This window comes from Saccharopolyspora tripterygii, from assembly GCF_054778355.1.
The window spans coordinates 63,165-86,571 of sequence record NZ_BAAGZP010000001.1 but is presented as its reverse complement, the minus strand read 5'-3'; the positions used below and the strand labels follow the sequence as shown (position 1 = coordinate 86,571).

General features: G+C 70.7%; 18 protein-coding genes and 1 tRNA gene. 7 read left to right on the top strand and 12 right to left on the bottom strand.

Annotated elements, in window-relative coordinates:
• Nucleotides 1–50: 50 nt before the first annotated feature.
• Nucleotides 51–1,004, bottom strand: coding sequence for a Ppx/GppA phosphatase family protein (locus ACYVF3_RS00430; RefSeq protein ID WP_461152282.1), 954 nt, complete (start codon nucleotides 1,002–1,004; stop codon nucleotides 51–53).
• A 138-nt stretch (nucleotides 1,005–1,142) separates the two neighbouring features.
• Nucleotides 1,143–2,612 carry a lytic transglycosylase domain-containing protein gene (locus ACYVF3_RS00425; protein WP_461152281.1) on the bottom strand — a complete coding sequence of 490 codons (1,470 nt, stop codon included), beginning with the start codon at nucleotides 2,610–2,612 and terminating at the stop codon, nucleotides 1,143–1,145.
• Between the two features lie 230 nt (nucleotides 2,613–2,842).
• Between ACYVF3_RS00425 and ACYVF3_RS00420 the strand changes: the two genes are divergently transcribed.
• Nucleotides 2,843–4,432 (top strand): acyl-CoA dehydrogenase family protein, encoded by a 1,590-nt coding sequence (locus ACYVF3_RS00420; RefSeq protein WP_461152613.1) that lies wholly within the window; start codon nucleotides 2,843–2,845, stop codon nucleotides 4,430–4,432.
• A gap of 117 nt (nucleotides 4,433–4,549) precedes the next feature.
• Here ACYVF3_RS00420 and ACYVF3_RS00415 read toward each other — a convergent pair whose 3' ends face one another.
• From ACYVF3_RS00415 to eno, 3 genes are read right to left on the bottom strand one after another with little or no spacing between them, the layout of a single operon-like run.
• Complete coding sequence (locus ACYVF3_RS00415) at nucleotides 4,550–5,053, bottom strand: DUF501 domain-containing protein (protein WP_461152612.1); 504 nt, start codon at nucleotides 5,051–5,053, stop codon at nucleotides 4,550–4,552.
• Nucleotides 5,047–5,598, bottom strand: coding sequence for an FtsB family cell division protein (locus ACYVF3_RS00410; RefSeq protein ID WP_461152280.1), 552 nt, complete (start codon nucleotides 5,596–5,598; stop codon nucleotides 5,047–5,049). Before ACYVF3_RS00410 ends, ACYVF3_RS00415 begins: the two co-directional genes overlap by 7 nt.
• 3 nt (nucleotides 5,599–5,601) lie before the next feature.
• Nucleotides 5,602–6,888 (bottom strand): phosphopyruvate hydratase, encoded by a 1,287-nt coding sequence (gene eno / locus ACYVF3_RS00405; RefSeq protein WP_461152279.1) that lies wholly within the window; start codon nucleotides 6,886–6,888, stop codon nucleotides 5,602–5,604.
• A 316-nt stretch (nucleotides 6,889–7,204) separates the two neighbouring features.
• On the opposite strand from eno, the gene ACYVF3_RS00400 reads away from it, so the two are divergent.
• Complete coding sequence (locus tag ACYVF3_RS00400) at nucleotides 7,205–7,582, top strand: tetratricopeptide repeat protein (protein ID WP_461152278.1); 378 nt, start codon at nucleotides 7,205–7,207, stop codon at nucleotides 7,580–7,582.
• Nucleotides 7,583–7,598: 16 nt separating this feature from the next.
• Here the strand turns inward: ACYVF3_RS00400 and ACYVF3_RS00395 are convergent, their stop codons facing one another.
• The 5 genes from ACYVF3_RS00395 to mfd form a co-directional block, all read right to left on the bottom strand.
• Entirely contained in the window at nucleotides 7,599–8,414 is an 816-nt protein-coding gene (locus tag ACYVF3_RS00395; protein WP_461152277.1) for a lytic transglycosylase domain-containing protein, read from the bottom strand.
• 65 nt (nucleotides 8,415–8,479) lie between these two features.
• A complete protein-coding gene (locus ACYVF3_RS00390) occupies nucleotides 8,480–9,232 on the bottom strand; it encodes a lytic transglycosylase domain-containing protein (RefSeq protein WP_461152276.1) in 753 nt (250 codons plus the stop codon).
• Nucleotides 9,225–10,214 (bottom strand): nucleoside triphosphate pyrophosphohydrolase, encoded by a 990-nt coding sequence (locus ACYVF3_RS00385; RefSeq protein WP_461152275.1) that lies wholly within the window; start codon nucleotides 10,212–10,214, stop codon nucleotides 9,225–9,227. The genes ACYVF3_RS00390 and ACYVF3_RS00385 overlap by 8 nt, the downstream gene beginning before the upstream one ends.
• Before the next feature lie 84 nt (nucleotides 10,215–10,298).
• A complete protein-coding gene (locus tag ACYVF3_RS00380; RefSeq protein ID WP_461152274.1) occupies nucleotides 10,299–11,231 on the bottom strand; it encodes a SurA N-terminal domain-containing protein in 933 nt (310 codons plus the stop codon).
• Between the two features lie 237 nt (nucleotides 11,232–11,468).
• Nucleotides 11,469–15,053, bottom strand: coding sequence for a transcription-repair coupling factor (mfd, locus tag ACYVF3_RS00375; RefSeq protein WP_461152273.1), 3,585 nt, complete (start codon nucleotides 15,051–15,053; stop codon nucleotides 11,469–11,471).
• Between the two features lie 166 nt (nucleotides 15,054–15,219).
• Here mfd and ACYVF3_RS00370 point away from each other — a divergent pair, with 166 nt between their 5' ends.
• Nucleotides 15,220–16,371, top strand: coding sequence for a PQQ-dependent sugar dehydrogenase (locus ACYVF3_RS00370; RefSeq protein ID WP_461152272.1), 1,152 nt, complete (start codon nucleotides 15,220–15,222; stop codon nucleotides 16,369–16,371).
• Between the two features lie 87 nt (nucleotides 16,372–16,458).
• Here the strand turns inward: ACYVF3_RS00370 and ACYVF3_RS00365 are convergent, their stop codons facing one another.
• Both ACYVF3_RS00365 and ACYVF3_RS00360 read right to left on the bottom strand, forming a co-directional pair.
• On the bottom strand, nucleotides 16,459–17,052 hold the full coding sequence (locus tag ACYVF3_RS00365; protein WP_461152611.1) for a TetR family transcriptional regulator: 594 nt from the start codon (nucleotides 17,050–17,052) through the stop codon (nucleotides 16,459–16,461).
• Nucleotides 17,053–17,231: 179 nt separating this feature from the next.
• Entirely contained in the window at nucleotides 17,232–18,194 is a 963-nt protein-coding gene (locus ACYVF3_RS00360; protein WP_461152271.1) for an acyl-CoA desaturase, read from the bottom strand.
• A 516-nt stretch (nucleotides 18,195–18,710) separates the two neighbouring features.
• On the opposite strand from ACYVF3_RS00360, the gene ACYVF3_RS00355 reads away from it, so the two are divergent.
• The 4 genes from ACYVF3_RS00355 (at nucleotide 18,711) to ACYVF3_RS00340 (ending at nucleotide 23,385) form a co-directional block, all read left to right on the top strand.
• Nucleotides 18,711–18,781, top strand: a tRNA-Gln gene (locus tag ACYVF3_RS00355).
• A 68-nt stretch (nucleotides 18,782–18,849) separates the two neighbouring features.
• Nucleotides 18,850–20,622 carry a GGDEF domain-containing protein gene (locus ACYVF3_RS00350; RefSeq protein ID WP_461152270.1) on the top strand — a complete coding sequence of 591 codons (1,773 nt, stop codon included), beginning with the start codon at nucleotides 18,850–18,852 and terminating at the stop codon, nucleotides 20,620–20,622.
• Nucleotides 20,623–20,875: 253 nt separating this feature from the next.
• On the top strand, nucleotides 20,876–22,402 hold the full coding sequence (gene glmU, locus ACYVF3_RS00345) for a bifunctional UDP-N-acetylglucosamine diphosphorylase/glucosamine-1-phosphate N-acetyltransferase GlmU (RefSeq protein WP_461152269.1): 1,527 nt from the start codon (nucleotides 20,876–20,878) through the stop codon (nucleotides 22,400–22,402).
• Between the two features lie 11 nt (nucleotides 22,403–22,413).
• Nucleotides 22,414–23,385, top strand: a complete 972-nt coding sequence (locus tag ACYVF3_RS00340) for a ribose-phosphate diphosphokinase (RefSeq protein WP_461152268.1) — start codon at nucleotides 22,414–22,416, stop codon at nucleotides 23,383–23,385.
• The last annotated feature ends 22 nt before the right edge of the window (nucleotides 23,386–23,407 follow it).

The window sequence follows — 23,407 nt, the reverse complement described above, 5'->3', positions numbered from 1 at the left end:
TCTCCGTTGCCGTTCTTTGCAATCGGAACGAAGTGTCCACGATCTGGGAACTAGCTGATCGACAGGGCAATACCGTCGAGGATGTCGTGCTCGCTCGCTGTCATCGACGAGATGCCGCTGCGCTCGGAGAACTCGGCCGCGAGGACCTTGACCACCAGCGCACCACCGCCGATCACGTCCACCCGACCCGGGTGCATCGAACCGATCTTCGCGCGTTCCTCATGGGATTCAGAAAGAAGGCGTTCGGCGATTTGTTCGACGCGATTCTGGGAAATATGGGAAAGGTGGATCGCCTGCGGGTCGTATTCGGGCAAATCCTGGGCGATCGCCGACAGCGTGGTGACCGTTCCGGCCACTCCGACCCAGGTCCGGGCCGCGCTGACGTCGACCCGGACGAAGGCCTCGTCGAGCACCTGCCGCGCGACCTTCTCCGCCTCCAGCACCTCTTCGTCGGTCGGCGGGTCGTTGTGCAGGCAGCGTTCGGTCAGCCGCACGCAGCCGATGTCGGCCGAGTGGGCCGCGATGATGTCGGCGTTCGCACCGTCCCAGTTGCCCACCACGACCTCGGTCGAACCGCCGCCGACGTCGGTCACCACGAACGGGCCGTCCAGCGGATCGAGGTCGCCCACGGCGCCCACGAACGACAGCCGGGCCTCCTCGTCACCGGTGATCACCTCGGCGTCGACGCCCAGCGTCTCGCGCACCATCGAGAAGAAGTCTTCGCGGTTCTCCGCGTCGCGGGTCGCCGAGGTCGCCACCATCCGAACCCGCTCGACTCCCTTGCGCGCGGCCATCGCGGCGTACTCGACCAGTGCTTCCCGGGTGCGCTCGATCGCCTCCGGCGCGAACCGGCCGGTGGCGTCCACGCCCTGGCCGAGTCGCACGATGCGCATCGCGCGGTAGATGTCGCGCAGATCCTTGCGGCCGTCGTCGTGCACCGTGACGTCCGCGACCAGCAGGCGAATCGAGTTCGTCCCGCAGTCGATCGCCGCAACCCGTGCCATCGCACCCTCCTCGCCCAGCTGCGCACCGGCGCTTCCGGCGGCTCCCCCACGCTATCGGGCAGCACGGGGGCCGGGAAAAGCGCCGGGCCGCCCACATTTCGGGTGAAACGTGGGCGGCCCGGTGCTGGGGTCCAGCGGTTACTGCGGCTTGGGGGTGTAGCCGTCCGGGACGGTGCAGGCCTTCGCGACGCCCTCGGCGTCGGTGAAGACCTCGTTGCCCGGCTGCGCGAGCAACGGGGTCGACTCCCCCGGCTCCAGCTCGTCGCCCGGGTGCGGCTCGATGATCGCGAACTCCCCCTGGTCCAGCAGCGACGTCTCGCACTGCTCGGCGAACCCGTCGGCCGGGGTGGACGACGACGGCAGCAGTGGCTGGGACGGCGTCGCTTCGGGAGCCGGCTTCGTCTCCGGGACCGGAGTCGTCATCGGGGACGACGTCGTCGGCAGGGACGGAGTCGTCTCCGGTGCCGGCTTCGTCTCCGGTGCCGGCTTCGTCTCCGGGGTCGGCTGCGCGGACGGCGGCTCCGGCGCGGTCGGCTCCACCGGGGCCACCAGCGGCGTCTGCTCGGGAACCGGCTGCTCGGGAACGGCCTGCGGAGCAGCGGTTTCCGGAGCGGGCTCCGCCAGCGCGAGCGGTTGCGGCGGCGGGTCCTCCGGCAGCGGCACCGGGTCGATCCCCGGGATCGTCAGCGGCTCGGGCTCCGGCATCGACATCGCGTCCAGGTTCTCGGTCGCCCGCGCGCCCGCCAGCACGTCGCTGGTCTCCGGTGCCAGCTCGGCCGGAGTGGGGGTGACACCGCGCCGGTAGGCGTCAGCCCAAACCAGGACCGTGCGGACGTACTCCTCGGAGTGGTTGTAGCGGAACACGGCGGCCGCGAGAGCGCGCTGGTCGCTCAGGTCCTCGCCGCCCCCGCAGAGGTAGGTGCCGGCCGCGGCCGCCGCGTCGGGCAGGTTGTGCGGGCTCTCGACGCCGTCGAGGTTGCCGTCGGTCGCGACCTTCCGCCAGGTCGACGGGATGAACTGCATCGGCCCCACCGCGCGGTCCCACACCCGGTCACCGTCGAGGGCGCCGGCGTCGGTGTCCGGGATCGCCGCGACGCCCGGACCGCCCGACAGCTGCGGGCCGAGGATCGCGTGGGCCGTCGTGCCGTGGACGTCGATGTCCCCGTTGCGGGCGTGCCCCGACTCGATGCGCCCGATCGACGCCAGCACCGACCAGTGCAGTCCGCACGCCTGCGTCTGCTCCACCTCGCGGGCGGCCTGCATGTACGCGGCCAGCACGGGCTCCGGGATGCCGAGCTCACCGGTCGGCAGCTCCACCCTGGGCGCGGCCTGCGGCACCGCGCCGAGCTCCGCCGGAGCGGCGGCCTCGTCCAGCAGGCCCGGGTTGAGCTCGCGGGCCTGCGGCAGGTTCCCGCTCGCGCCCAGTTCCCGCAGCTCCGGGGAGTGCGCCCCCGTTCCCGCGGGGAGCGCCGACGCGCTCAGCAGAGCGGCCGGAAGCGCGAGGATCGGCGCCATCGCGGTGGCCGCCAGCCACTTCCTCCCCCGCACCGGAGCGCCCGCCCGGTAGTAGTTCCGCCGGGCCTTGTCGCGCTTCCTGCGGTCCCCCACTCGTCAAACCCCCACGCCTGAGTCGAGCACATCCGCCAATAGCCGAATCCCTGGATACACCACCCCTGGCGGGCTCGCCGCCCGACTTCACCCGACCGAGCCGCTCCAGCGGAGGCGCCGCCCCAGCGAAACCGTCACCCCCGCGGAATGGAGCCGCAATCGCGCGAGGCATTCAACTCGCCGCCGTTTGTGCCTACGCTCCGGGCATGACGCTCATCGACGAGCCGCGCGTGGGAGCGACCCACCAGGTGACGAACCAGGCGACGCCGCTGTCCGGTTTCGACCCGCTCGCCTGCGACCCGGCGCTGGGATCGGCGCTCACCCGGTACGCGGTCGGCGACCTGACCCCGCTCGCGCTGGAGGCCGGTTCGGCCGAAACCCGCGAGCACGGCAGGCTCGCCGACGAGAACCGCCCCCAGCTGCGGACCCACGACCGCTACGGCAACCGCATCGACGAGGTCGAGTTCCACCCCTCCTGGCACTGGTTGATGGAACGCGCGATCTCGCACGGCCTGCACGCGGCGCCGTGGGGTCAGGGACCGGGCGCGCACCTGCGCCGGGCCGCCGGGTTCTACCTGTGGTCCCAGGCCGAGGCCGGGCACGGGTGCCCGATCTCGATGACCTACGCCGCGGTCCCCGCGCTGCGCTGGTCGCCGGAGCTCGCCGCCGAGTACGAGCCGAAGCTGACCGCCAACCGCTACGAGTTCGGGCTGCGACCACCGCAGGAGAAGCGGGCGCTGCTGGCCGGCATGTCGATGACCGAGAAGCAGGGCGGCTCCGACGTCCGCGCCAACACGACCACCGCCGAGCCGCTGGCCGACGGCACCTACCGGCTCGTCGGGCACAAGTGGTTCACCTCGGCACCGATGAACGACCTGTTCCTGACGCTCGCCCAGACCGCGAACGGGCTCAGCTGCTTCCTGGTGCCGAGGGTCCTGCCCGACGGCACCCGCAACGAGATCCGGCTGCAGCGGCTGAAGGACAAGCTGGGCAACAAGTCCAACGCCTCGTCCGAGATCGAGTACTCCGGAGCGATCGGGCACCTCATCGGCGAGGAGGGGCGCGGGGTCCGCTGCATCATCGAGATGGTGTCGATGACCAGGCTGGACTGCGTGCTCGGCGCATCGGCGAACATCCGGATCGCGCTGTCGGAGGCCGCCCACCACGTGCAGCTGCGCAGCGCGTTCGGCGCGCGGCTGGCCGACCAGCCGCTGATGCAGCAGGTGGTCGCCGACCTGGCGCTGGAGTCCGAGGCCGCGACGACGCTGGCGATGCGGCTCTCGGCCGCCGTCGAGCAGGAGGAGCACGACCTGCTGCGGCTGGCACTGCCCGCGACCAAGTTCTACGTCTGCAAGCGCGCTCCGTACGTCGTGGCGGAGGCCCTGGAGTGCCTGGGCGGCAACGGCTACGTGGAGGAGTCGGGGATGCCCCGGCTCTACCGCGAGGCGCCGCTGATGTCGATCTGGGAGGGATCCGGGAACGTCACCTCGCTCGACCTGCTGCGCGCGCTGGCCAAGCAGCCGCCGAGCCGGGACGCGCTGCTCGCCGAGCTCGACGCCGCCGCGGGCGAGAACGCCGCCTACGACGACGCGCTGCGCCGCGTCCGCGCGGAGCTGGCCGACCCCCGCCCGGAGCGGGCACGAGCGCTGGCGGAGTCCGTGGCGCTGACGCTCCAGGCATCGCTGCTGCAGCGCTACGCCCCGGCCTCGGTCTCGGACGCCTTCATCAAGACGCGCCTGGCCGAACCGGGCCGCACCTTCGGCGCAACCCCGATCGCCAACCCGAAGTACCTCCTCGACCGCATCGCCCCAGGTCAGTGAGGACCGCTCCCAGTTTTAGTCATAGCTGAGCCGACATTTCGGACATGATCATGGCTCGGTTTGGACTAAAACTGGGACCGGGTGACCACCGACATGCGCGAAGGTCGGGGAACAGCGTCAGGGCTTGACGAGGTAGCGGTGTTCTGGCCAGCGTTCGGCGATGAGGTTGACGGCCTCGTCGCCGAACGGGTTCACGCCGGGTCCCTTCGCCAGCGAATGGGCGATGTGGACGTGCAGGCACTTCACGCGGTCCGGCATCCCGCCCGCGCTGACGTCGGTGCCCAGCGACTCCAGCGCGTCGCGCTCGGCCAGGTAGGACTCGTGGGCCCGCCGGTAGACCTCGGCCAGCTCGGCGTCGGTCGCCAAGCGGTCCTGCATCTCCTTCATCAAGCCCTCGGCCTCGAACGTCGAGGCGTGGGCCGTGAGGTCCGGAGCCGTCAAGTAGTAGAGCGTCGGGAACGGCGTGCCGTCCTCCAGCCGCGGCCAGGTCTGCACGACGGTCGGATCACCGGAGGCGTCCCGCGCAGCGATCGCGCGCAGGCCCCTGGGCGGACGTCCGAGCTGACGCCGGACGCACTCCCGGTCCGCCTCGCTGACCTGCGACGTATCCACCGTCACGATTCCTTCCCCAACACCGAGTTCCACATCTCCTCGTACCACGGCACCCCGTCGTCACCGGGTGCCCGCGGAGGCGGCGGTGCCGGAGCCTGCGGGACCTCCACGATGTAGGGCGTCTCGCCCGGCCGGACGTAGCCGAGCCGCGCCCGCGCCTCCGCCTCGACCTGCGCCGGGTCGGAGAGCTCCTGCTTGCGCTGCTCCAGCTGGCGGACCTGGATCTCCAGCTCCGCCCGCTGCGTCTCCTGCGCCGCGAGCTCGTCGCGCTGGCTGAGGTAGGTGCGCAGCGGCACCGCGACGCTCAGCGCCATCACGCACACCAGCAGCGCCAGCACGGCCGCGCGACGCGTCGAGGAGAGCTTGAACGCTCCCCCTGTGCTGGACTTCGCGCGGTTCGCCGGGCGGCGCTTCGGGTGCTGGTTGTTGCTCCTGGGCGAGTTGCCGGCCGGACGCCCCTTCGCCGGGGCGCGGCGGGCGCGCACCCGTCGACGCGACGGCGGAACGTTCCGCTCGCCGCGCCCGTGCGGATCGGATGCGCGCCCGGCCGGCATGGCTCAGCCCTCCGCGTTGAACCGCGGGAACGCCAGCTCACCCGCGTAGCGAGCGGCGTCGCCGAGGCCCTCTTCGATGCGCAGCAGCTGGTTGTACTTGGCAACCCGCTCGCTCCGCGCCGGAGCACCGGTCTTGATCTGGCCGCAGCCGGTGGCCACCGCCAGGTCGGCGATCGTGGTGTCCTCGGTCTCGCCGGAGCGGTGGCTCATCATGCTCTTGTAGCCGCACGAGGTGGCCAGGTTGACCGCGTCCAGGGTTTCCGAGAGCGTGCCGATCTGGTTGACCTTGACCAGCAGCGCGTTCGCGGCGCCCTTGTTGATGCCGTCTTCCAGGCGCTCCGGGTTGGTGACGAACAGGTCGTCGCCGACCAGCTGCACCTTGTCGCCGACCTGCTTGGTCAGCTTGGTCCAGCCGTCCCAGTCGTCCTCGCCCAGCGGGTCCTCGATGGACACCAGCGGGTAGGCCGACACGAGTTCCTGGTAGTACTCCGCCATCTGGTCGGCGGTGCGCTTGGAGCCCTCGAAGTTGTAGGTGCCCTCGGTGAAAAACTCCGTGGCGGCCACGTCGAGCGCGAGCACGATGTCGCGACCCAGCTTGTAGCCGGCCTTCTCGATCGCCGAGGCGATCAGGTCCAGCGCCTCGCGGTTGTTGGGCAGGTCGGGGGCGAATCCGCCCTCGTCGCCCAGACCGGTCGCCAGGCCCTTGGACTTCAGGACCGACTTCAGCGCGTGGTAGGTCTCCGCACCCCAGCGCAGCGCGTCGGCGAAGGTGTCCGCACCGATCGGCGCGATCATGAACTCCTGGATGTCCACACCGGTGTCGGCGTGCGCGCCACCGTTGAGGATGTTCATCATCGGCACCGGCAGGACGTGCGCGTTCGGGCCACCGACGTAGCGGAACAGCTCCAGCTCCGAGGCCTCCGCGGCGGCCTTGGCCACCGCCAGCGAGGCGCCGAGGATCGCGTTGGCGCCCAGCCGGGACTTGTCCGGCGTGCCGTCGAGGTCCACCAGCTTCTGGTCGACCACGCGCTGCTCAGTGGCGTCCAGGCCGGTCAGTTCGGGGCCGATCTCGTCCAGCACGGCCGAGACGGCGTTCTCCACGCCCTTGCCGCCGTAGCGGCCGGCGTCACCGTCGCGCAGCTCGACGGCCTCGTGTTCGCCGGTCGAGGCGCCCGAGGGGACCGCGGCGCGACTGAGCGTGCCGTCCTCCAATGCCACTTCGACCTCGACGGTGGGGTTACCGCGCGAATCGAGGATCTCGCGGGCGCCGACCTGTTCGATGATCGCCACGTGTGCTCCTAACCAGCTTGGATTCATAGGACGTGAGCAACCGACACGACGTTCCCGCACGCCGCGAACCGGCTGTCCGCCCCGACAACCGACTACGAGCCTAACCGGGCCCGCGCGGCGCTCGCCGCAGACTCGCGATGCCGTGATCTGCGCCGCTCGATCTCCGCACCCGGTGTTCGCCGTCCGTTCGCCTTCGCGGAGGTCACGGCACCTCGGCGTCGGCCCGGCGACGCGCGCCCGACACCTCTGCGTCACCACAAGACCATCCGGTCGGACGTCTCGGAACAGTGGATCGCGAATTAACGTTGTCCGCGCCATGACGACAGAAGGCACCGTCGAAGCGTTCCGGCGAGCGGAGCGACTGGTCACGCAGCGCCGCCCGCTGGAAGCCCTCCGCGTCCTCGAACCCGTTGTCGACGTCGCCCGCGACGAGCCCAGCGTGCAGCTGCTGCTGGGGCGGGCGTACTTCTTCTCCGCGCAGCTGCGCAAGGCCGAGCGAGCCTTCTTGCGCTTGCTGGAATTCGACCCGTCGGACCACTACGCGCGCCTGGTGCTCGGCCGCACCCTGCAACGTCAGGGCCGGTTGGACGAGGCCAGGGCCCAGCTCCGCCTCGCCGCCACCATGTACCCGGATCCCGCGTACCAGGAAGCCCTCGGCGAGATCAACGCTCACATCGCCGTCCGCTCGTCCTGACGCCGATCCCGGGCGGTCAGCGGCGGATGTTGCCCGCGGCCGCGTAGTTCTCGGCGAGGCCGAAGACCTTCTGGGCGTACTCGACGGAGTTGTTGTACGACATCACGCCCTGCCACCAGCCCGAGCCGGTGGACATGTCGCGCCCGCTGGCACACAGGTAGCGGCCCGCGGCGATGGCCGCGTCGTCGAGGTTCTGCGGGTCGCCTCGGCCGTCGCCGCTGCCGTCGGTCGCCCACTTGCGCCAGGTCGAGGGGATGAACTGCATCGGCCCCACCGCGCGGTCGTGCTCGACGTCGCCGTCGAGGGCTCCCCCGTCGCTGTCCGGGATGAGCCGCACGTTGGGGCCGCCGTCGAGCTTGATGCCGATGATCGGCACGGACGGGCGGGCGTCCTCGCGCAGCTGCCGGTTGCCGAAGCGGCCGTGGTTGGACTCGATGCGGCCGATGCCCGCCAGCGTGGTCCAGGAGATCTGGCAGCTGGGCTGGTGCTGCCGCATCGCGAGGTCCGCGTTGACGTAGGACACGACGGCGCGGGCCGGGATGTCGACGGACGCCGAGACCTGGTTCGCCCACTCCCGCACCGGATCGACCCCGGGTTCGGGCTGCGGCTGGACCTCGGTCACCTGCGGCGCCTCGACCGGTGGCGCGATGGAGCCGGGCGCGACCTGCGCGGGCTCGGGGTCCTCCGGTCGCGGTGGTGCCGCCACCTGCGCCTTCGGCGGAGCCCCGAGAACGTTGATCAGGGCGACGCCGACGACCAGCGCAGCCAGCAGCGATACGGCGAGCGCGAGGCGTCCGAGGGCCGCGAGCACCGTTGGCGAGATCCTGATCACCCGGACAGGCTACTTGCAGGTAGCTCAGGGTTCCAGCACTTCAGGACACCGACCACCCTCCGGAATCATCCTTCTGCCGGCAGTGACCGGCTGGTCCTCCCGTAGTGATCGGCGTGGTCGAGGACTTCCTGGCCGTAGCTGCGGGACTGGTTGTAGTCCAGCAGCGCGGACCAGAAGCGGTCCTCGTCGCGCAGGTCGTGGCCGACCGCGCACAGGTAGCGCCCGGCCGTCAGCGCCGCGTCGTCGACGTCCTGCGGGTCGGCGACGCCGTCACCGTCGGCGTCGGCCTGGTACTCGCGCCAGGTGGACGGGATGAACTGCAGCGGCCCAACCGCCCTGTCCCACACCGGATCCCCGTCGAGAACCCCGTCGTCGGTGTCGTGGATCTGCTTGACCCCGGCGCTGCCGTCGAGCGGCAGACCGATGATCCGGGGTTCGGGCCTGCCCGTCCCGTCGAGCCGGGAACCGCCGTGCCTGCCGTGGCTCGACTCCACGGCGCCGATGCCCGCCAGCACCGTCCAGGTCAGCCCGCAGCCGGGCGCGGAGGCGTTCATCATCTGCTGCGCGTAGCCGTAGGCCTGGAGCGCGGCGCGCGGGACGTTGAGCTCGTCGGACATCCGCTCGGACCAGTCGGTCAGCTGCGCCTGCGGACGTTCGGGCGACGACTCGCCCGCCGCGAGCAGCCGGACGGGTGGCGGGTTGACGCCCGGGTCGGGCGGAGCGGACGCCGAGGGCAGCTCGAAGGTGGTCGGAGGCGGCGGAGAGCAGGCGGCGAGGGCGAGCACCAGCGGTAACGCCAGCACCCAGCGCTCACGCATCGGATCCCGCAGAGGAGCCGAGCAGCGCGCACCAGTCGTCGGCGGTGAGCGCGGTGCTTCCCGATTCCCGGGCGCTGCGCTCGGCTTCGCGGACGCGCGCGGCGAAGGACAGGGCCACTCCGCGCAGCGCGTCCTCCGGGTCGATGCCGTCCAGCTTGGCCGCTGCGGCGAGCGCGAACAGCGCGGAACCGGTGTCCTGCCCGGAAGGCATCGCGGCCAGCGGGATTCCCGCGCGGTTCGCCCGCTGGGTGAGCTTGGCGGCCAGGGCGACCGCGGGCTGCCCGAGCGCGACTCCGTCCACGATGGACTCCCGCTGCTTCTCCTGCTGCTTGAGCTCTTCCCAGCGCGCGTGCTGCGACTCGGTGTCGAGCACCGTCGCGTCGTCGGCGAAGACGTGCGGGTGCCTGCTGACGAGCTTGCTGACCAAACCCGCGGCCACGGCGTCGATGTCGAACGGGTCGCGGGAGTCCTCGGCGGCGACCCTGGCGTGGAAGAGCACCTGCAGCAGCACGTCGCCGAGTTCTTCGCGCAGGGCTTCGCGGTCCTTCTCGGCGATCGCGTCGAGCAGCTCGTAGGTCTCCTCGACGAGGTACTGGCGCAGCGAGTCGTGGTCCTGCTCGGCGTCCCAGGGGCAGCCGCCGGGCGAGCGCAACCGGTCCATCACGTTGACGGCGTCCAGCAGCTCCACCCCGGCGGGCGCGGGTGCTCCGACGACCTGCGCACCGGCCGCGCGCAGCGCCTCGGCGGTGGCGTCGATCTCGCCGGTGATCAGCACGACCGACGTGGACGCCGCCCGCTCGACGACGTCCTCCGGGACGACCGGAACGCCCAGGGCGGACCGGGTCGAGGCCGACAGGCCGCTGTCGGCGTAGACGGCGCCGGCCTCGCGGACCAGCGGCAACGCGGCCGTCGGCAACGCCTCGCCGAGCCGGTCGTCGACCAGGACGATCGCCGTGCCTTCGGCCACCCGGAGCTCGCTCATGCCTCGATTGTCCCAACCGGCAACACCCGAGGGTCAGCGACGTGCCTCACATCCCGCCGATGGCGGGATCGCGGCGACGAGCGGTCAGCTGTCCTGCGCCTGGTAGTCGGGCTCGATGCGGAAACCGGTGGTCTCGTCCTCGTTCGGCGCCGCCTGGAGGCCGATCGGGTCCCACACGCCGTAGCGGGGGCTGAGGGTGACGCCGACGCGATCGGCGGTGTCGCCCAGCAGGAACGTGCCGACGCCCTGCAAGGTCTGGTCGTCCACACCGCCCGCGGGGTTCGGCGTGGGCGCGGCTTCGCGGTGGCGGATGAGCGCGACCAGCCACTGACCCGAGTTGGGTTCGGGCTCGAACGCCAGAACCGTTCCCGGTTCGGCGCCGAAGAGCGGGGTGGAGGCCGCGAGCTTCGGGCTGTCCACCGCGCGCAGGTGCTGGCCGGCTGCGGCCGGTACGCCCGCCTTGGCGTCGGCGGCGATGAGGTCGCGGACCGCGGCGTCGCCGCGCGCCATCTGGTGGGCCTTGCGGTCGGCCTCGGAGCGGGTGGTGGCCTGGGTGAAGTCGAAGGTGACCGCGAGACCGTCGAAGTGACGCCTGCCGAGCTCCGTCACCAGCGCTTCGGTGCGCGCCATCTCGCGCAGGTTCTGCGGCGTGAAGATCTTGCCCTCGGTCGCCTGCGGACCGCCCCACTGGTTGATCATGTCGTCGACCTGCTGCTCGGACACGGTGAGGCCGTCCTCCCGCGCCGCCTGCGCGACGAGCTCCTGGCGCACGAGCTGCGCGGCGAGGCTCCGGCCGAGCTCGTCGAACTGACCCTGCTGCCGCAGCTGCGGTTTCAGCTCCGGCTCCTTGGCCAGCACCTCGGAGAACCAGGACTGCACGTCGGACACCGGAATCCGCTGATCACCCACGATCGCGGCGGCCCCGGCCTGACCGGGCCCGGACCCACAACCCGACAGCAGCACACCGGCGACGGCGAGGGAGGCGAACAGGCGGCCACGGCGCAGCGAGATCGTCACGCGGGCACCTTCTCACGAAGTAACCCTCAGATGAAGACGAAACACTGTCCGAAGTCAACATCTCGCCAACCAACGAGAGGCGCGACCAACAGCCGAGCTCCGTCAGGCAAGCACCGAAGGTGCTTTCTCAGGCTCCTGCTGGGGGCGAGACCGAAGTTTTCATGAAAACTTCCCCACGACCCACGTCAGGCAACCGGCGAAGCCGGCTTCTCAGTCAAGCAGCAAGACCACAGAGCTTTAAGCCGGAACAGGGTCAGCCGTAAGCGTTTCCAGGAACTGAGCGCACCACTCGAGCAGCGCTTCATCTCGCAGCTGCGGCGCTCCCATCCGGCCCCCGGCCGCACCTTCGGTAGGACGCGGCAACGAGATCGTGCGCAGCGCCGGCTTGTAGACCGCCTTCGGGTAGAGGCGCTTGAGCCGGACCTGCTTGGAGTCGGGCAGCTCCAGCGGGGCGAACCGCAACGACGTGCCCTGCAACGTCACCTCGCGGACTCCGTGCTCGCGGCACACCTGGCGGAAGCGGGCCACCTTGAGCAGCCGTTCCACCGGCTCGGGCAGAGGACCGTAGCGGTCGGTGAGCTCGGCGCGCACGACCTCCAGGTCGTCGGGGTTCGCGGCTGCGGCCAGCTTCCGGTAGGCCTCCAGGCGCAGTCGCTCGCCGGGCACGTAGTCGTGCGGGATGTGCGCGTCGATCGGCAGATCGACCCGCACGTCGGTGAGCTCTTCCTCGCCTTCGGCGGGTTCGGCGCCCGCGTGCTTGCGGAAGGCGTCCACGGCCTCCCCCACCAGCCGCACGTAGAGGTCGAAGCCGACGCCGGCGATGTGCCCGGACTGCTCGGCGCCGAGGATGTTGCCCGCGCCGCGGATCTCCAGGTCCTTCATCGCCACGGCCATGCCTGCGCCGAGCTCGGAGTTCTGCGCGATCGTGGCCAGCCGGTCGTGCGCGGTGTCGGTGAGCGGTTTCTCCGGCGGGTACAGGAAGTACGCGTACCCGCGTTCGCGCGCCCGGCCGACGCGCCCGCGCAGCTGGTGCAGCTGGGCGAGGCCGAGCATGTCCGAGCGGTCCACGATGAGCGTGTTGGCGTTGGAGATGTCCAGGCCGGTCTCGATGATCGTGGTGCACACCAGCACGTCGTGCTCGCGCTCCCAGAAGCCCTGGATGATCTTCTCCAGCCGCTCCTCGTTCATCTGGCCGTGCGCGGTGACGATCCGCGCCTCCGGGACGAGCTCGCGCAGCTGGCGGGCCGCCTTCTCGATGTCGCTGACCCTGTTGTGCACGAAGAACACCTGGCCGTCGCGCAGCAGCTCGCGGCGGATCGCCGCGCCCACCTGCTTCGGGTCGTAGGCGCCGACGTAGGTCAGCACCGGGTGCCGCTCCTCGGGTGGGGTCAGGATGGTCGACATCTCGCGGATGCCGGCCATGCTCATCTCCAGCGTGCGCGGGATCGGCGTCGCCGACATCGTCAGCACGTCGACGTGGGTCCGCAGCGCCTTGATGTGCTCCTTGTGCTCGACGCCGAAGCGCTGCTCCTCGTCGACGATCACCAGGCCGAGGTCCTTGTAGCGCACGCCGGTCTGCAGCAGGCGGTGCGTGCCGATGACGATGTCGACCTCGCCGTCGGCGAGCCCCTTCACCGTCTGCTCGGACTCGGCCGGGTCGGTGAAGCGGGACAGTCCCTTGACGGTCACCGGGAACGAGCGCATCCGGTCGGCGAAGGTGTTGAGGTGCTGCTGCGCGAGCAGCGTCGTCGGCACCAGCACCGCGACCTGCTTGCCGTCCTGGACGGCCTTGAACGCCGCGCGCACCGCGATCTCGGTCTTGCCGTAGCCGACGTCGCCGCAGATCACCCGGTCCATCGGGACGGAGCGCTGCATGTCGCCCTTCACCTCGTCGATCGCGGCGAGCTGGTCGCCGGTCTCGGTGTACGGGAAGGCGTCCTCCAGCTCGCGCTGCCACGGGGTGTCGGCGCCGAAGGGGTGGCCCGGCGAGGACTGCCGCGCGGCGTAGAGCTGCACGAGCTCGGCGGCGATCTCCTTGACGGCCTTGCGCGCCTTGGCCTTGGTGTTCTTCCAGTCCGAGCCGCCGAGCCGGTTCAGCGTCGGGGTTTCGCCGCCCACGTAGCGGGTGACCTCGTCGAGCTGATCGGTGGGCACGAAGAGCCGGTCACCGGGCTGGCCCCGCTTGCTGGAGGCGTACTCCAGCACCAGGTACTCGCGGGTCGCGCCACCGACGGTGCGCTGCACCATCTCGACGTACTTGCCGATGCCGTGCTGGTCGTGCACCACGTAGTCACCGGTCTTGAGCGCCAGCGGGTCGACGGCGTTGCGGCGCCGCGAGGGCATCCGGCGCATGTCCTTGGTGGAGGTGCCGTGCCTGCCGCCGGTCAGGTCGGCTTCGGTGAGCACCACCAGCGCGATCTCGGGTGCGGCGAAACCGTCTTCGAGCCCGCCGCGCACCACTGTGACCACGCCGGAGGCGGGTTCTTCGGCGAGCCCGTCCTCGGCGAGCGAGGCGGGCAGCTCCGCTTCGCGCAGCTGCTGCGCGGCGCGCTGGGCGGTGCCGGCACCGGCCACGACCACGACCGCCGCGCCGCCCGAGGCGATGTGCGCGCGCAGGTCGGTGAAGGCGCGCTCGATCTCGCCGCGGTAGGCGTCGGGCTGCTTGAGGGTCAGCCGGATGACCTCGTCGTCCTCGCCTTCCTCGCTGGTCAGCTGGGTCAGCGGCCACCAGGGCAGGCCGAGCTCGCGGGTGTGCTCGGCGACCTCGGCGAGGCCCCGGTAGGCCGATGCGCCCAGGTCGATGGGGGCTTTGCCGCCGTCGGCGGCGACCATCCAGGACGCTTCGAGGAACTCCTGCCCGGTGCGCACCAGGTCGGCGGCGCGCGCGTGGATCTTCTCCGGGTCGGCGGGGATGACGTGGGTACCGGCCGGGACGAGGTCGCTGAGCAGCTGCATCTCGCCCTCGCACAGCGCCGGGATGAGGGCTTCCATGCCCTCCACGGGGGCACCGCCGGCGATCTTGCCGAGCATCTCCGAGAGGTGCGGGTCGGCCTGGTGCTGCTCGGCGAGCTTGGCCGCGCGCTCGGAGACCTGCTCGGTGATCAGCAGCTCGCGGCAGGCGGGCGCGGTGAGGTCGGTGTCGGTGGACTCGGGCAGGGAGCGCTGGTCGGCGACCGAGAACGGGCGGATCTCGGTGACCTCGTCACCCCAGAACTCGACTCGCAGCGGGTGTTCCTCGGTGGGCGGGAAGACGTCGACGATCCCGCCGCGGACCGCGAACTCGCCGCGCTTCTCGACCATGTCGACGCGGTCGTAGGCCAGCGCTGACAGGTGCTCGACGGTCTCCTGGAAGTCGACCTCGACGCCGACCGACAGCCGGACCGGGCGCAGCTCGCCGAGACCGGGCGCGATCGGCTGGATGAGGCTGCGAACCGTGGTGACCAGCACCCGGATCTGCCCGCAGGGGTGCTCCTCGGGGTGGGCCAGCCTGCGCAGCACCGAGAGCCTGCGGCCGACGGTGTCGGCGCGCGGCGACAGGCGTTCGTGCGGCAGCGTCTCCCAGGACGGGAAGACCTCCACGCCGTCCGCGCCGAGCAGGTCGGCGGTCGCGGCTGCGGCCTCCTCCGCCTCCCTGCCGGTGGCGGTGACCAGCAGCACCGGCCGGTCGGCCCCGGCGGCGAGCGCGGCGGCGGTCAGCGGGCGCGCGGCGGCGGGCCCTTCCACGACCAGGCGCGGGCTGTCTGCGGCATCCACCAGACGCCGCAGAGCGGGATCGCGCAGCACGTTGTCGAGCAGTCCGCGCAGGGGACCGGCCTGGCTCATGGAGCAACCTCGCAGCGGAGAAAAGCGAATGCGGACACACCTCTGCCCGGGAAAGATGGGCCGAGGCGGCTGCCACCCTGGAGTGGGAACACCAGCCTACGACGCAGGTATGACGGAAACACGACGACCCGTTGGCGGAGACGTGAGCGCTGCAACACTGATCTACATGTCAGGAATCAGAACCGCAGCACTGGTCCTGTCCCTGGTGGCCGCCGGTTGTGCGACGGCTCCCCCGAACCCCGCTGACGCCTCGGCGCCGCAGCTGAAGGTCGAGACGGTCGCCTCCGGCCTCGAACACGCGTGGGACGTCGGCTTCCTGCCCGACGGCAGCTCCCTGATCAGCCAGCGCCCCGGGAAGTTCGCGCTCGTCAGCGGCGGCGACACCCGCGAGGTGCAGGCCGATCTCGCCTCCGTGCAGGACGAAGGCGAGGGCGGGCTGATGGGCCTGCTCGTGCACCCCGACTTCGCCAACAACCGCACCTTCATCACCTGCCAGACCCACCAGGAGGGCGGCAACCCGGTCGACATCCGCCTGGTCAACTGGCGCCTCGCCGAGGACGGTTCCCGCGCGGACCGCGTCTCGGACCTGCTCACGGGCCTGCCGCTCAGCGCCTCCGGCAGGCACTCGGGCTGCCGTCCCGAGCTCGGCGCCGACGGATCGCTGCTGGTCAGCACCGGAGACACCGCTCAAGCTCCGCTCTCGCAGGACCGCACCTCGCTCGGCGGGAAGGTCCTGCGGATGAACCTCGACACCGGGGAGCCGATGCCGGACAACCCGTTCGCCGGTTCCGCCGACCCGCACGAGCGGCTCGTCTACAGCTACGGCCACCGCAACCCGCAGGGCGTGGCGCTGCACCCCGACGGCCGGGTGTTCCTCGCCGAGCACGGGCCCGACGTCGACGACGAGGTCAACGTCCTGCGGCCCGGCGGCAACTACGGCTGGGACCCGTCGCGGGGAGGCACCACCGACGAGTACGACGAGTCGGTTCCGATGACCGACCTGCAGCGCTTCCCGGACGCCGTGCCCGCGGTGTGGTCCTCCGGCTCTCCGACCGAAGCGGTCTGCGCCGCCGAGTTCCTCACCGGCCCCCAGTGGGGCGAGCTGGACGGAGCCCTGGCGGTCCCGGCGCTGAAGGGCAGCAAGCTCCTGATCTTCCGCCCGGGCCCGGACGGCGCGCTGTCCCCGCCGGAGATCCCCGCCGAACTCGACAACACCCACGGCAGGCTCCGCGCGGCCCGGCAGGCACCGGACGGCAGCCTCTACGTAACGACCTCGAACGGCACCGACGACGAACTCCTAAGAGTCACCCTGCCGTAGTGGCCCTTCCCAATTTCCCAGGTATTTGCACGTCACCCGGGTGAACGTCAAATACTTAAGAAATTGGGGACCACCTGGCGCACGGGGTCAGCGGATCGTTGGTTTGGGCTTGTGCTCCAGGTGGGAGAGGCCGTTCCACGCCAGGTTCACCAGGTGTGCGGCGACCTCTTCCTTCTTGGGCTTGCGCGCCTCCAGCCACCACTGGCCGGTCAGGGCGACCATGCCCACGAGCGCCTGGCTGTAGAGCGGCGCGAGCTTGGCGTCGTAGCCGCGGGCGCTGAACTGCAGGCCGAGGATGTGCTCGACCTGGCTGGCGATGTCGTTGAGCAGGCTGGAGAAGGTCCCGCTGCTGCTGGCGACGGGCGAGTCGCGCACCAGGACGCGGAAGCCGTCGGTGTTCTCGTCGATGTAGTCGACCAGGGCGTGGGCGGCCTGCTCCAGCAGCACGCGCGGGTGACCGGCGTCGAGCGCCGAGACGATCAGGTCGAGCAGGTCGCGCATCTCGCGGTCGACGACGACCGCGTAGACGCCTTCCTTGCCGCCGAAGTGCTCGTAGACCACCGGCTTGGACACCGAGGCGCGGTGGGCGATCTCCTCGATGGAGGTGCCGTCGAAGCCCTTCTCCGCGAACAGCGCGCGAGCCACGTCCAGCAGCTGCTGCCGTCGTTCCTTGCCCGTCATCCGGGCGCGCGCACGGGCCGGAGCCCGCGTCTGCGCTGCCGGTTCGGGCGCGTTCCGCCCGCGTCTCCGTCCTGCCACTCGACCCACCCTAGGCGAGGGACCGGCACGCGAGGCGCAGGCCCGGGACATGGAGGTGCCCGCGCGGTCGCACCGCACGGGCACCTCTCGATCGTGAGCGGTCAGCCCTTGTGGTCGGTGACCGCGATGCGCGCGAGGCGCTTCTCGTTGGGCCAGCGGACCTTCCAGGCCCAGCCGAGCTTCTCGAAGAACCAGATCGTGCGCGCCGAGATGTCCAGCTGACCGCGCAGCACCCCGTGCCGCGCGCAGGTCGGGTCGGCGTGGTGCGAGTTGTGCCAGGACTCGCCGAAGGACAGGATCGCCAGCGGCCAGAAGTTGGCGGCCTTGTCGCGGCTCTTGAACGGGCGCTCACCGATCATGTGGCAGATCGAGTTCACCGACCACGTGATGTGGTGCAGGAACGACACGCGCACGAGACCGGCCCAGAAGAACGCGGTGAACGCGCCCCACAGCGACCAGGTGAACAGCCCGCCGAGCAGCGCGGGCAGCAGGAGGCTGGCGGCCGTCCACACCGGGAAGAGCTTGTTTGCCCAGACGATGTCGCGGTCCTTGAGCAGGTCCGGCGCGAAGCGGTCCTCGTTGGTCAGCTCGCGGTGGAACATCCAGCCCATGTGGGAGTGCCAGAAGCCCTTGGTCAGTGCCAGGGCCGAGGTGCCGAACAGCCACGGCGAGTGAGGGTCGCCCTCGCGGTCGGAGAAGGCGTGGTGCCGCCGGTGGTCGGCGACCCAGGTGATCACCGGCCCCTGGACCGACATCATCCCGGCGATCGCCAGGGCGATCTTGACGCCGCGGTTGGCCTTGAAGGCGCCGTGCGTGAAGTACCGGTGGAACCCGACGGTCACGCCCAGGCCGCTGATGCCCCAGAACGCGACGGCCAGGGCGATGTCGACGGGCCCGATTCCCCAGCCCCACACGAACGGGATGGAGGCGACCAGCGCGGCCATGGGAATCAGGAGGAACGCGTACACCAGGGACGACCGTCCGACGGACTGAGGCCCACTGGTCAGCGGCTTCGGCCCGGACTCGGCGTTCGGGGGAGCAACGTCCTCAGTTGCTGCGGTCATGCTCAATACCTCGAATGGCTTGAGGAGGTGGGAAAACTTCGGTTCCACGACCGAGATCACGGCCTCGCAACACCTCCACCCTACGGGACCGTAACCTACGCTAGCGTAAGTTGTTCGATGCGAAATCGTCACCCCCCGGAGGAAAAATGCGGCGTGTCGATGCTTTTCGGGCGTGTCAGGGCCGTGTTCGTTCACCCGATCGTCTGTCGATCCCCGTGCAACCGGGCTCCGCCGCGTTCCGTCTCCACGGTGTGCCTGCCCAGAACCAGCCGTGCGGGCTTCCGAGCCTCAGCCCCCGACTCCCCGCGACTCCCCGACCGCAACGACGGCAGCCCCTCGCGCCGCCCTGCCGCCCGGCGCCGCGACCACGTCCACCCCAGAACCCGGGCCGGCATTCGGATTCGGCCGGCCACGTGACGATCTCGGCAGGGTGCCACCGGGCGTTGTCATCGACCGGTAAGCTCACGCTGCGGCGCCGGTGCACAACGCCCGGTTCCGGGGGCCCAACGCGCCCAATCCGCCGTGGTGTAAAGGCAGCACCTCGGATTTTGGTTCCGATGGTTCAGGTTCGAATCCTGGCGGCGGAGCGAGCAGCCCTCCCGGGCCCGACGCGGTGCGCGGCGACGCGCACCGCCCGGGACGCCCGGGAGACAAGGTGAACAGGGGGTGTGCGCCGCTGCGCGACGACACTGCCGCCGTGCGCGAAGAACCGGTGACCACGCTGGGTGAGGTTTCCGACGCGTGGTTGGTGGGTCGTGCCCGCGAACTCAACGCAGTCGGCCAGCACAGCGACCCGGCCGGCCAGTCGAGCACGATTCGCGAAGCCGACAACCTGCTGGCCGAGGCCCAGCGCCGGGGAGAACCGCGCATCGTCGCCCAACTCCTCCGGCACTGCGCCGCCATGCGCCTGACCACCTCTGAACTGGTGGGCAGCGCCGACCTGCTGCTGGACGAGCTGCTCACCCACACCAAGCGCCACGGCCTCGAGGTGCTGCAGGCCGACGCGCACGCGCTGCGCGGTCGCCGCGCCCTGCTCCTGGGCGCCGAGGACACCGCGCTGTCCGAGGTCGCGCACGGGCTGGCGATGCTCGACGAGGAGCTGGCCCCGGACCGCACGCTCGGCAGGCGCTCCTGGGAGAGGCTGCTGGCGACCTCGCTGATCGACATCGGTCTCGTGCTGACCCAGCTGGGCGTCTACGAGATGGCCGACGAGGTGATGGCCCGCGCCCACCAGCGCATCCGCGAGAGCGGCGGGCCGCACGAGATCGCCGTGCACATGATCAACCGCTGCCGCATGCAGCTGGGCTGGGGTTTGCGACTGGAGCGCGTCGGGCTGCAGGACGAGGCCGCGAGCCAGTTCTCCACCGCCTCCGCCCTCGCCGTCGCGGTGGAGGGCCCGTGGCGGGAATCGCTGTTCCCGCGCGTGTCGAACCGGACCGCCGCCGAGCAGATGCCCGTGCTGGGCGCCGCGCACGCGCTCGCCGCCCCGTCCGCCGACCACATCACGCGGTTGGAGGAGATGCGCCACCTCGACCGCTCGATGCACCCGCGCGAGCAGATCATCATGGCGATCGCGCTCTCCCGCTGCCTGGTGCGCGGCGATCACCGCGACGACGCGGTGCGGGTGCTGTCGGAGACGCTGACCAGCCTCAGCCACGACACCTCCGAACCGACCCTGCGGATCTCGCTCGCCCGGGAGTTCGCGCTGCTCACCGAGCTCGCGCCGGACCGTCCCAGGGACGCGCTGCGCGACTACGCGCTGGAGCTGGAGACCGAGCTGTGGGCGATGCGCGAGACGCGGGTGTCCACGCTGGCCACCCGGCTGGAGAACTCGCGGCTGAGCCACAAGCACGACGCGATCACCCGGCAGGCCCGCGAGGACCCGCTCACCGGGCTGTCCAACCGGCGGGCGCTCGACGACCGGCTGGAAACGCTGCTCAGCGCCCCGGACGTGCAGCCGCTGGCGGTCGCGCTGGTCGACCTGGACGGTTTCAAGGGCGTCAACGACCGCTGCTCGCACGCGGAAGGCGACGACGTGCTGCGCACCGTCGCGGGCAACCTGCGCGACACGCTGCGCACCGACGACTTCGTCGCCCGGTACGGCGGTGACGAGTTCGTGGTCCTGCTGCCGGGAGCGACGCTGGCCGCGGCCGAGGCCGCGCTGAACCGCACCGTCGAGGCCGTCGACCGGCTGGCGCCGGAGCTGTCCCGAGGGGTGACGCTGTCGATCGGCGTGGTCGCGATGCGGCCGCAGGAGTCCGCGGCGCAGGTCCTCGCCCGCGCGGACGCCGCGATGTACCAGGCGAAGCGCAACGGCGGGAACCGCGTGACAGCACTCTCCGGAGTCAGCAACACCGCCCAGCCTCCCCCGGTCGAGCAACCTTCCGAGATCGATCAAGCGGTCTGGATCCCTCCGGACGCACGCTGAAGCGCGCTGTCAACCGGAGGGCGAAAGATCACATTGGCCCAGCTAGAGAGGCCTGTTTCCCGGGACCGTCCGACCGAACGGCGGTACCATCGCTGCTGCTGCCGGAAGGGCAGGGGCACCGGAGGTGGAGGACGACCCGTGCGGTTACCCTTCACCCGCTTGGACGCAACAGGCACGTCGGTCGGCGCCGGGTCCGCACACTGCGGGATCCGAGTCTCGGCAGACCGCTTCTAGAGATCAAGGGAGAGCGCTGATGCTCCAGGGCGACAACGCCCAGCCCTCCTCTCAGCGCGCTGCTGCGCACCCGGAACCGGTCAGCACGGTCGTGCTGGCTGCCGGGGAGGGCACCAGGATGCGATCGGCGACACCGAAGGTGCTGCACCGGATCGGCGGTCGACCCCTCGTCGAACACGCCGTCCGCGCCGCCGCCGGAGTCGATCCCGATCAGCTGGTCGTCGTGCTGGGACACGGCCGCGACGCCGTCGCCGAGCACCTGAACTCGGTTTCGGACGCCATCGACCGCCCGATCACCACCGCCGTCCAAGAGGAGCAGCTGGGCACCGGTCACGCCGTGTCCTGCGGCCTGTCCGAGCTGCCCGACGGCCTCGCCGGGACGGTTCTGGTCAGCTACGGCGACGTGCCGCTGCTCGACGCCGACACGCTGCGCGCGATGCTCGACGAGCACGCCGGATCGGGCAACGCCGTCACGGTGCTGACCTCGGTCGTCGACGACCCGACCGGCTACGGCCGGATCACCCGGGACGCCGACGGACAGGTCACCGGCATCGTGGAGCAGAAGGACGCCACCGCCGAGCAGGCTGCGATCACGGAGATCAACTCCGGGGTCTACGCCTTCGACGCCGAGGTGCTCACCGGCGCGCTCAAGCGGCTGTCCACCGACAACGCCCAGGGCGAGCTCTACCTCACCGACGTGCTCTCGATCGCCCGCGGGGACGGTCGTTCCGTCGGCACCCTGATCTGCTCGGACACGTGGCTGGTCGAAGGCGTCAACGACCGGGTCCAGCTGTCCCGGCTCGGCGTGGAGCTCAACCGACGGCTGGTGACCCGCTGGATGCGCGAAGGCGTCACCGTCGTCGACCCGGCCACGGTGTGGCTGGACTGCGACGTGACGCTGGCCCGCGACGTGACGCTCGAACCCAACGTTCAGCTGCGGGCGGGCACCACCGTCGGCGAAGGCGCCGCGGTCGGCCCCGACACGACGCTCACCGCGTGCACGATCCACCCCGGCGCCAAGGTGGTGCGCACCCACGGCGACAGCGCGGAGATCGGCCCCGGCGCCAGCGTCGGACCGTTCTCCTACCTGCGACCGGGCACCTCGCTGGGCACCGGCGGCAAGATCGGCACCTTCGTCGAGACCAAGAACGCGAACATCGGCGACGGCACCAAGGTGCCGCACCTGAGCTACGTGGGCGACGCGACGATCGGCGAGAAGTCCAACATCGGCGCCGCCACCGTCTTCGTCAACTACGACGGTGTGAACAAGCATCACACCAAAATCGGATCACACTCCCGGACCGGTGCCGACAACATGTTCGTCGCACCGGTGGAGATCGGCGACGGCGCCTACACCGCCGCCGGTTCGGTGATCACCCAGGATGTCCCCCCGGGCGCGATGGCGGTCGCCCGCGGGAGGCAACGAAACATCGATGGCTGGGTGGCCAAGCGCCGCCCGGGCACCGCCGCCGACCAGGCCGCACAGCGGGCTTTGGGCAATGAACCGACCGATGACGCAGAGACGTCGAACGGGGAGGGACGATGACCGTGAGTGCCATGTCTGCGACTCCGAAGAAGAGCCTCAAGCTCTTCTCCGGCCGCAGCCACCCGGAACTTGCCGAGGAGGTGGCCAAGCAGCTCGACGTGACGGTCACGCCCCAGGCCGCGTACCAGTTCGCCAACGGCGAGATCTTCGTGCGGTACGACGAGTCCGTTCGTGGCTGCGATGCCTTCGTGATCCAGTCGCACTGCACGCCGCTCAATGACGCGATCATGGAGCAGCTGATCATGGTGGACGCGCTCAAGCGCGCCAGCGCCAAGCGCATCACCGTGGTCATCCCGTTCTACGGCTACGCCCGTCAGGACAAGAAGCACAAGGGCCGCGAGCCGATCTCGGCTCGGCTGATGGCAGACCTGTTCAAGACCGCCGGCGCTGACCGGATCATGGTCGTGGACCTGCACACCGACCAGATCCAGGGCTTCTTCGACGGTCCGGTGGACCACCTGATGGCGCAGAAGCTGCTCGCGAACTACATCAGCGAGACCTACACCGACAAGAACATCACCGTCGTGTCCCCGGACTCCGGTCGTGTGCGCGTCGCTGAGAAGTGGGCCGACGACCTGGGTGGCACGCCGCTGGCGTTCATCCACAAGACCCGCGACCCCAGCAAGCCCAACCAGGTGGTCGCCAACCGCGTCGTCGGTGACGTCGAAGGCCGGCTGTGCGTGCTGGTCGATGACATGATCGACACCGGCGGCACGATCACCAAGGCCACCGAGCAGCTGCTCGCGGCCGGTGCCAGCGACGTCATCATCGCCTCCACCCACGCCGTGCTGTCCGGCCCGGCCGTGGAGCGGCTCTCCAACTGCGGAGCCAAGGAGGTCGTGCTGACCAACACGCTGCCGATCCCCGACGAGCGCCGGTTCCAGAACCTGACGGTCCTCTCGATCGCCCCGCTGGTCGCGGAAGCGATCCACCAGGTCTTCGAGGACGGCTCGGTCACCAGCCTCTTCGACGGCCGCGCCTGACGGCGTCCCGCACCAGCGCGGA

What these genes read in the sequence shown, in the direction of transcription:
- ACYVF3_RS00430 (WP_461152282.1), bottom strand. Translation starts at nt 1,004, where the DNA reads ATGGCACGGGTTGCGGCGATCGACTGCGGGACGAACTCGATTCGCCTG.
- ACYVF3_RS00410 (WP_461152280.1), bottom strand. Translation starts at nt 5,598, where the DNA reads ATGCCGGCCGGGCGCGCATCCGATCCGCACGGGCGCGGCGAGCGGAAC.
- ACYVF3_RS00400 (WP_461152278.1), top strand. Translation starts at nt 7,205, where the DNA reads ATGACGACAGAAGGCACCGTCGAAGCGTTCCGGCGAGCGGAGCGACTG.
- ACYVF3_RS00390 (WP_461152276.1), bottom strand. Translation starts at nt 9,232, where the DNA reads ATGCGTGAGCGCTGGGTGCTGGCGTTACCGCTGGTGCTCGCCCTCGCC.
- ACYVF3_RS00385 (WP_461152275.1), bottom strand. Translation starts at nt 10,214, where the DNA reads ATGAGCGAGCTCCGGGTGGCCGAAGGCACGGCGATCGTCCTGGTCGAC.
- mfd (WP_461152273.1), bottom strand. Translation starts at nt 15,053, where the DNA reads ATGAGCCAGGCCGGTCCCCTGCGCGGACTGCTCGACAACGTGCTGCGC.
- ACYVF3_RS00370 (WP_461152272.1), top strand. Translation starts at nt 15,220, where the DNA reads ATGTCAGGAATCAGAACCGCAGCACTGGTCCTGTCCCTGGTGGCCGCC.
- ACYVF3_RS00365 (WP_461152611.1), bottom strand. Translation starts at nt 17,052, where the DNA reads ATGACGGGCAAGGAACGACGGCAGCAGCTGCTGGACGTGGCTCGCGCG.
- ACYVF3_RS00360 (WP_461152271.1), bottom strand. Translation starts at nt 18,194, where the DNA reads ATGACCGCAGCAACTGAGGACGTTGCTCCCCCGAACGCCGAGTCCGGG.
- glmU (WP_461152269.1), top strand. Translation starts at nt 20,876, where the DNA reads ATGCTCCAGGGCGACAACGCCCAGCCCTCCTCTCAGCGCGCTGCTGCG.
- ACYVF3_RS00340 (WP_461152268.1), top strand. Translation starts at nt 22,414, where the DNA reads ATGTCTGCGACTCCGAAGAAGAGCCTCAAGCTCTTCTCCGGCCGCAGC.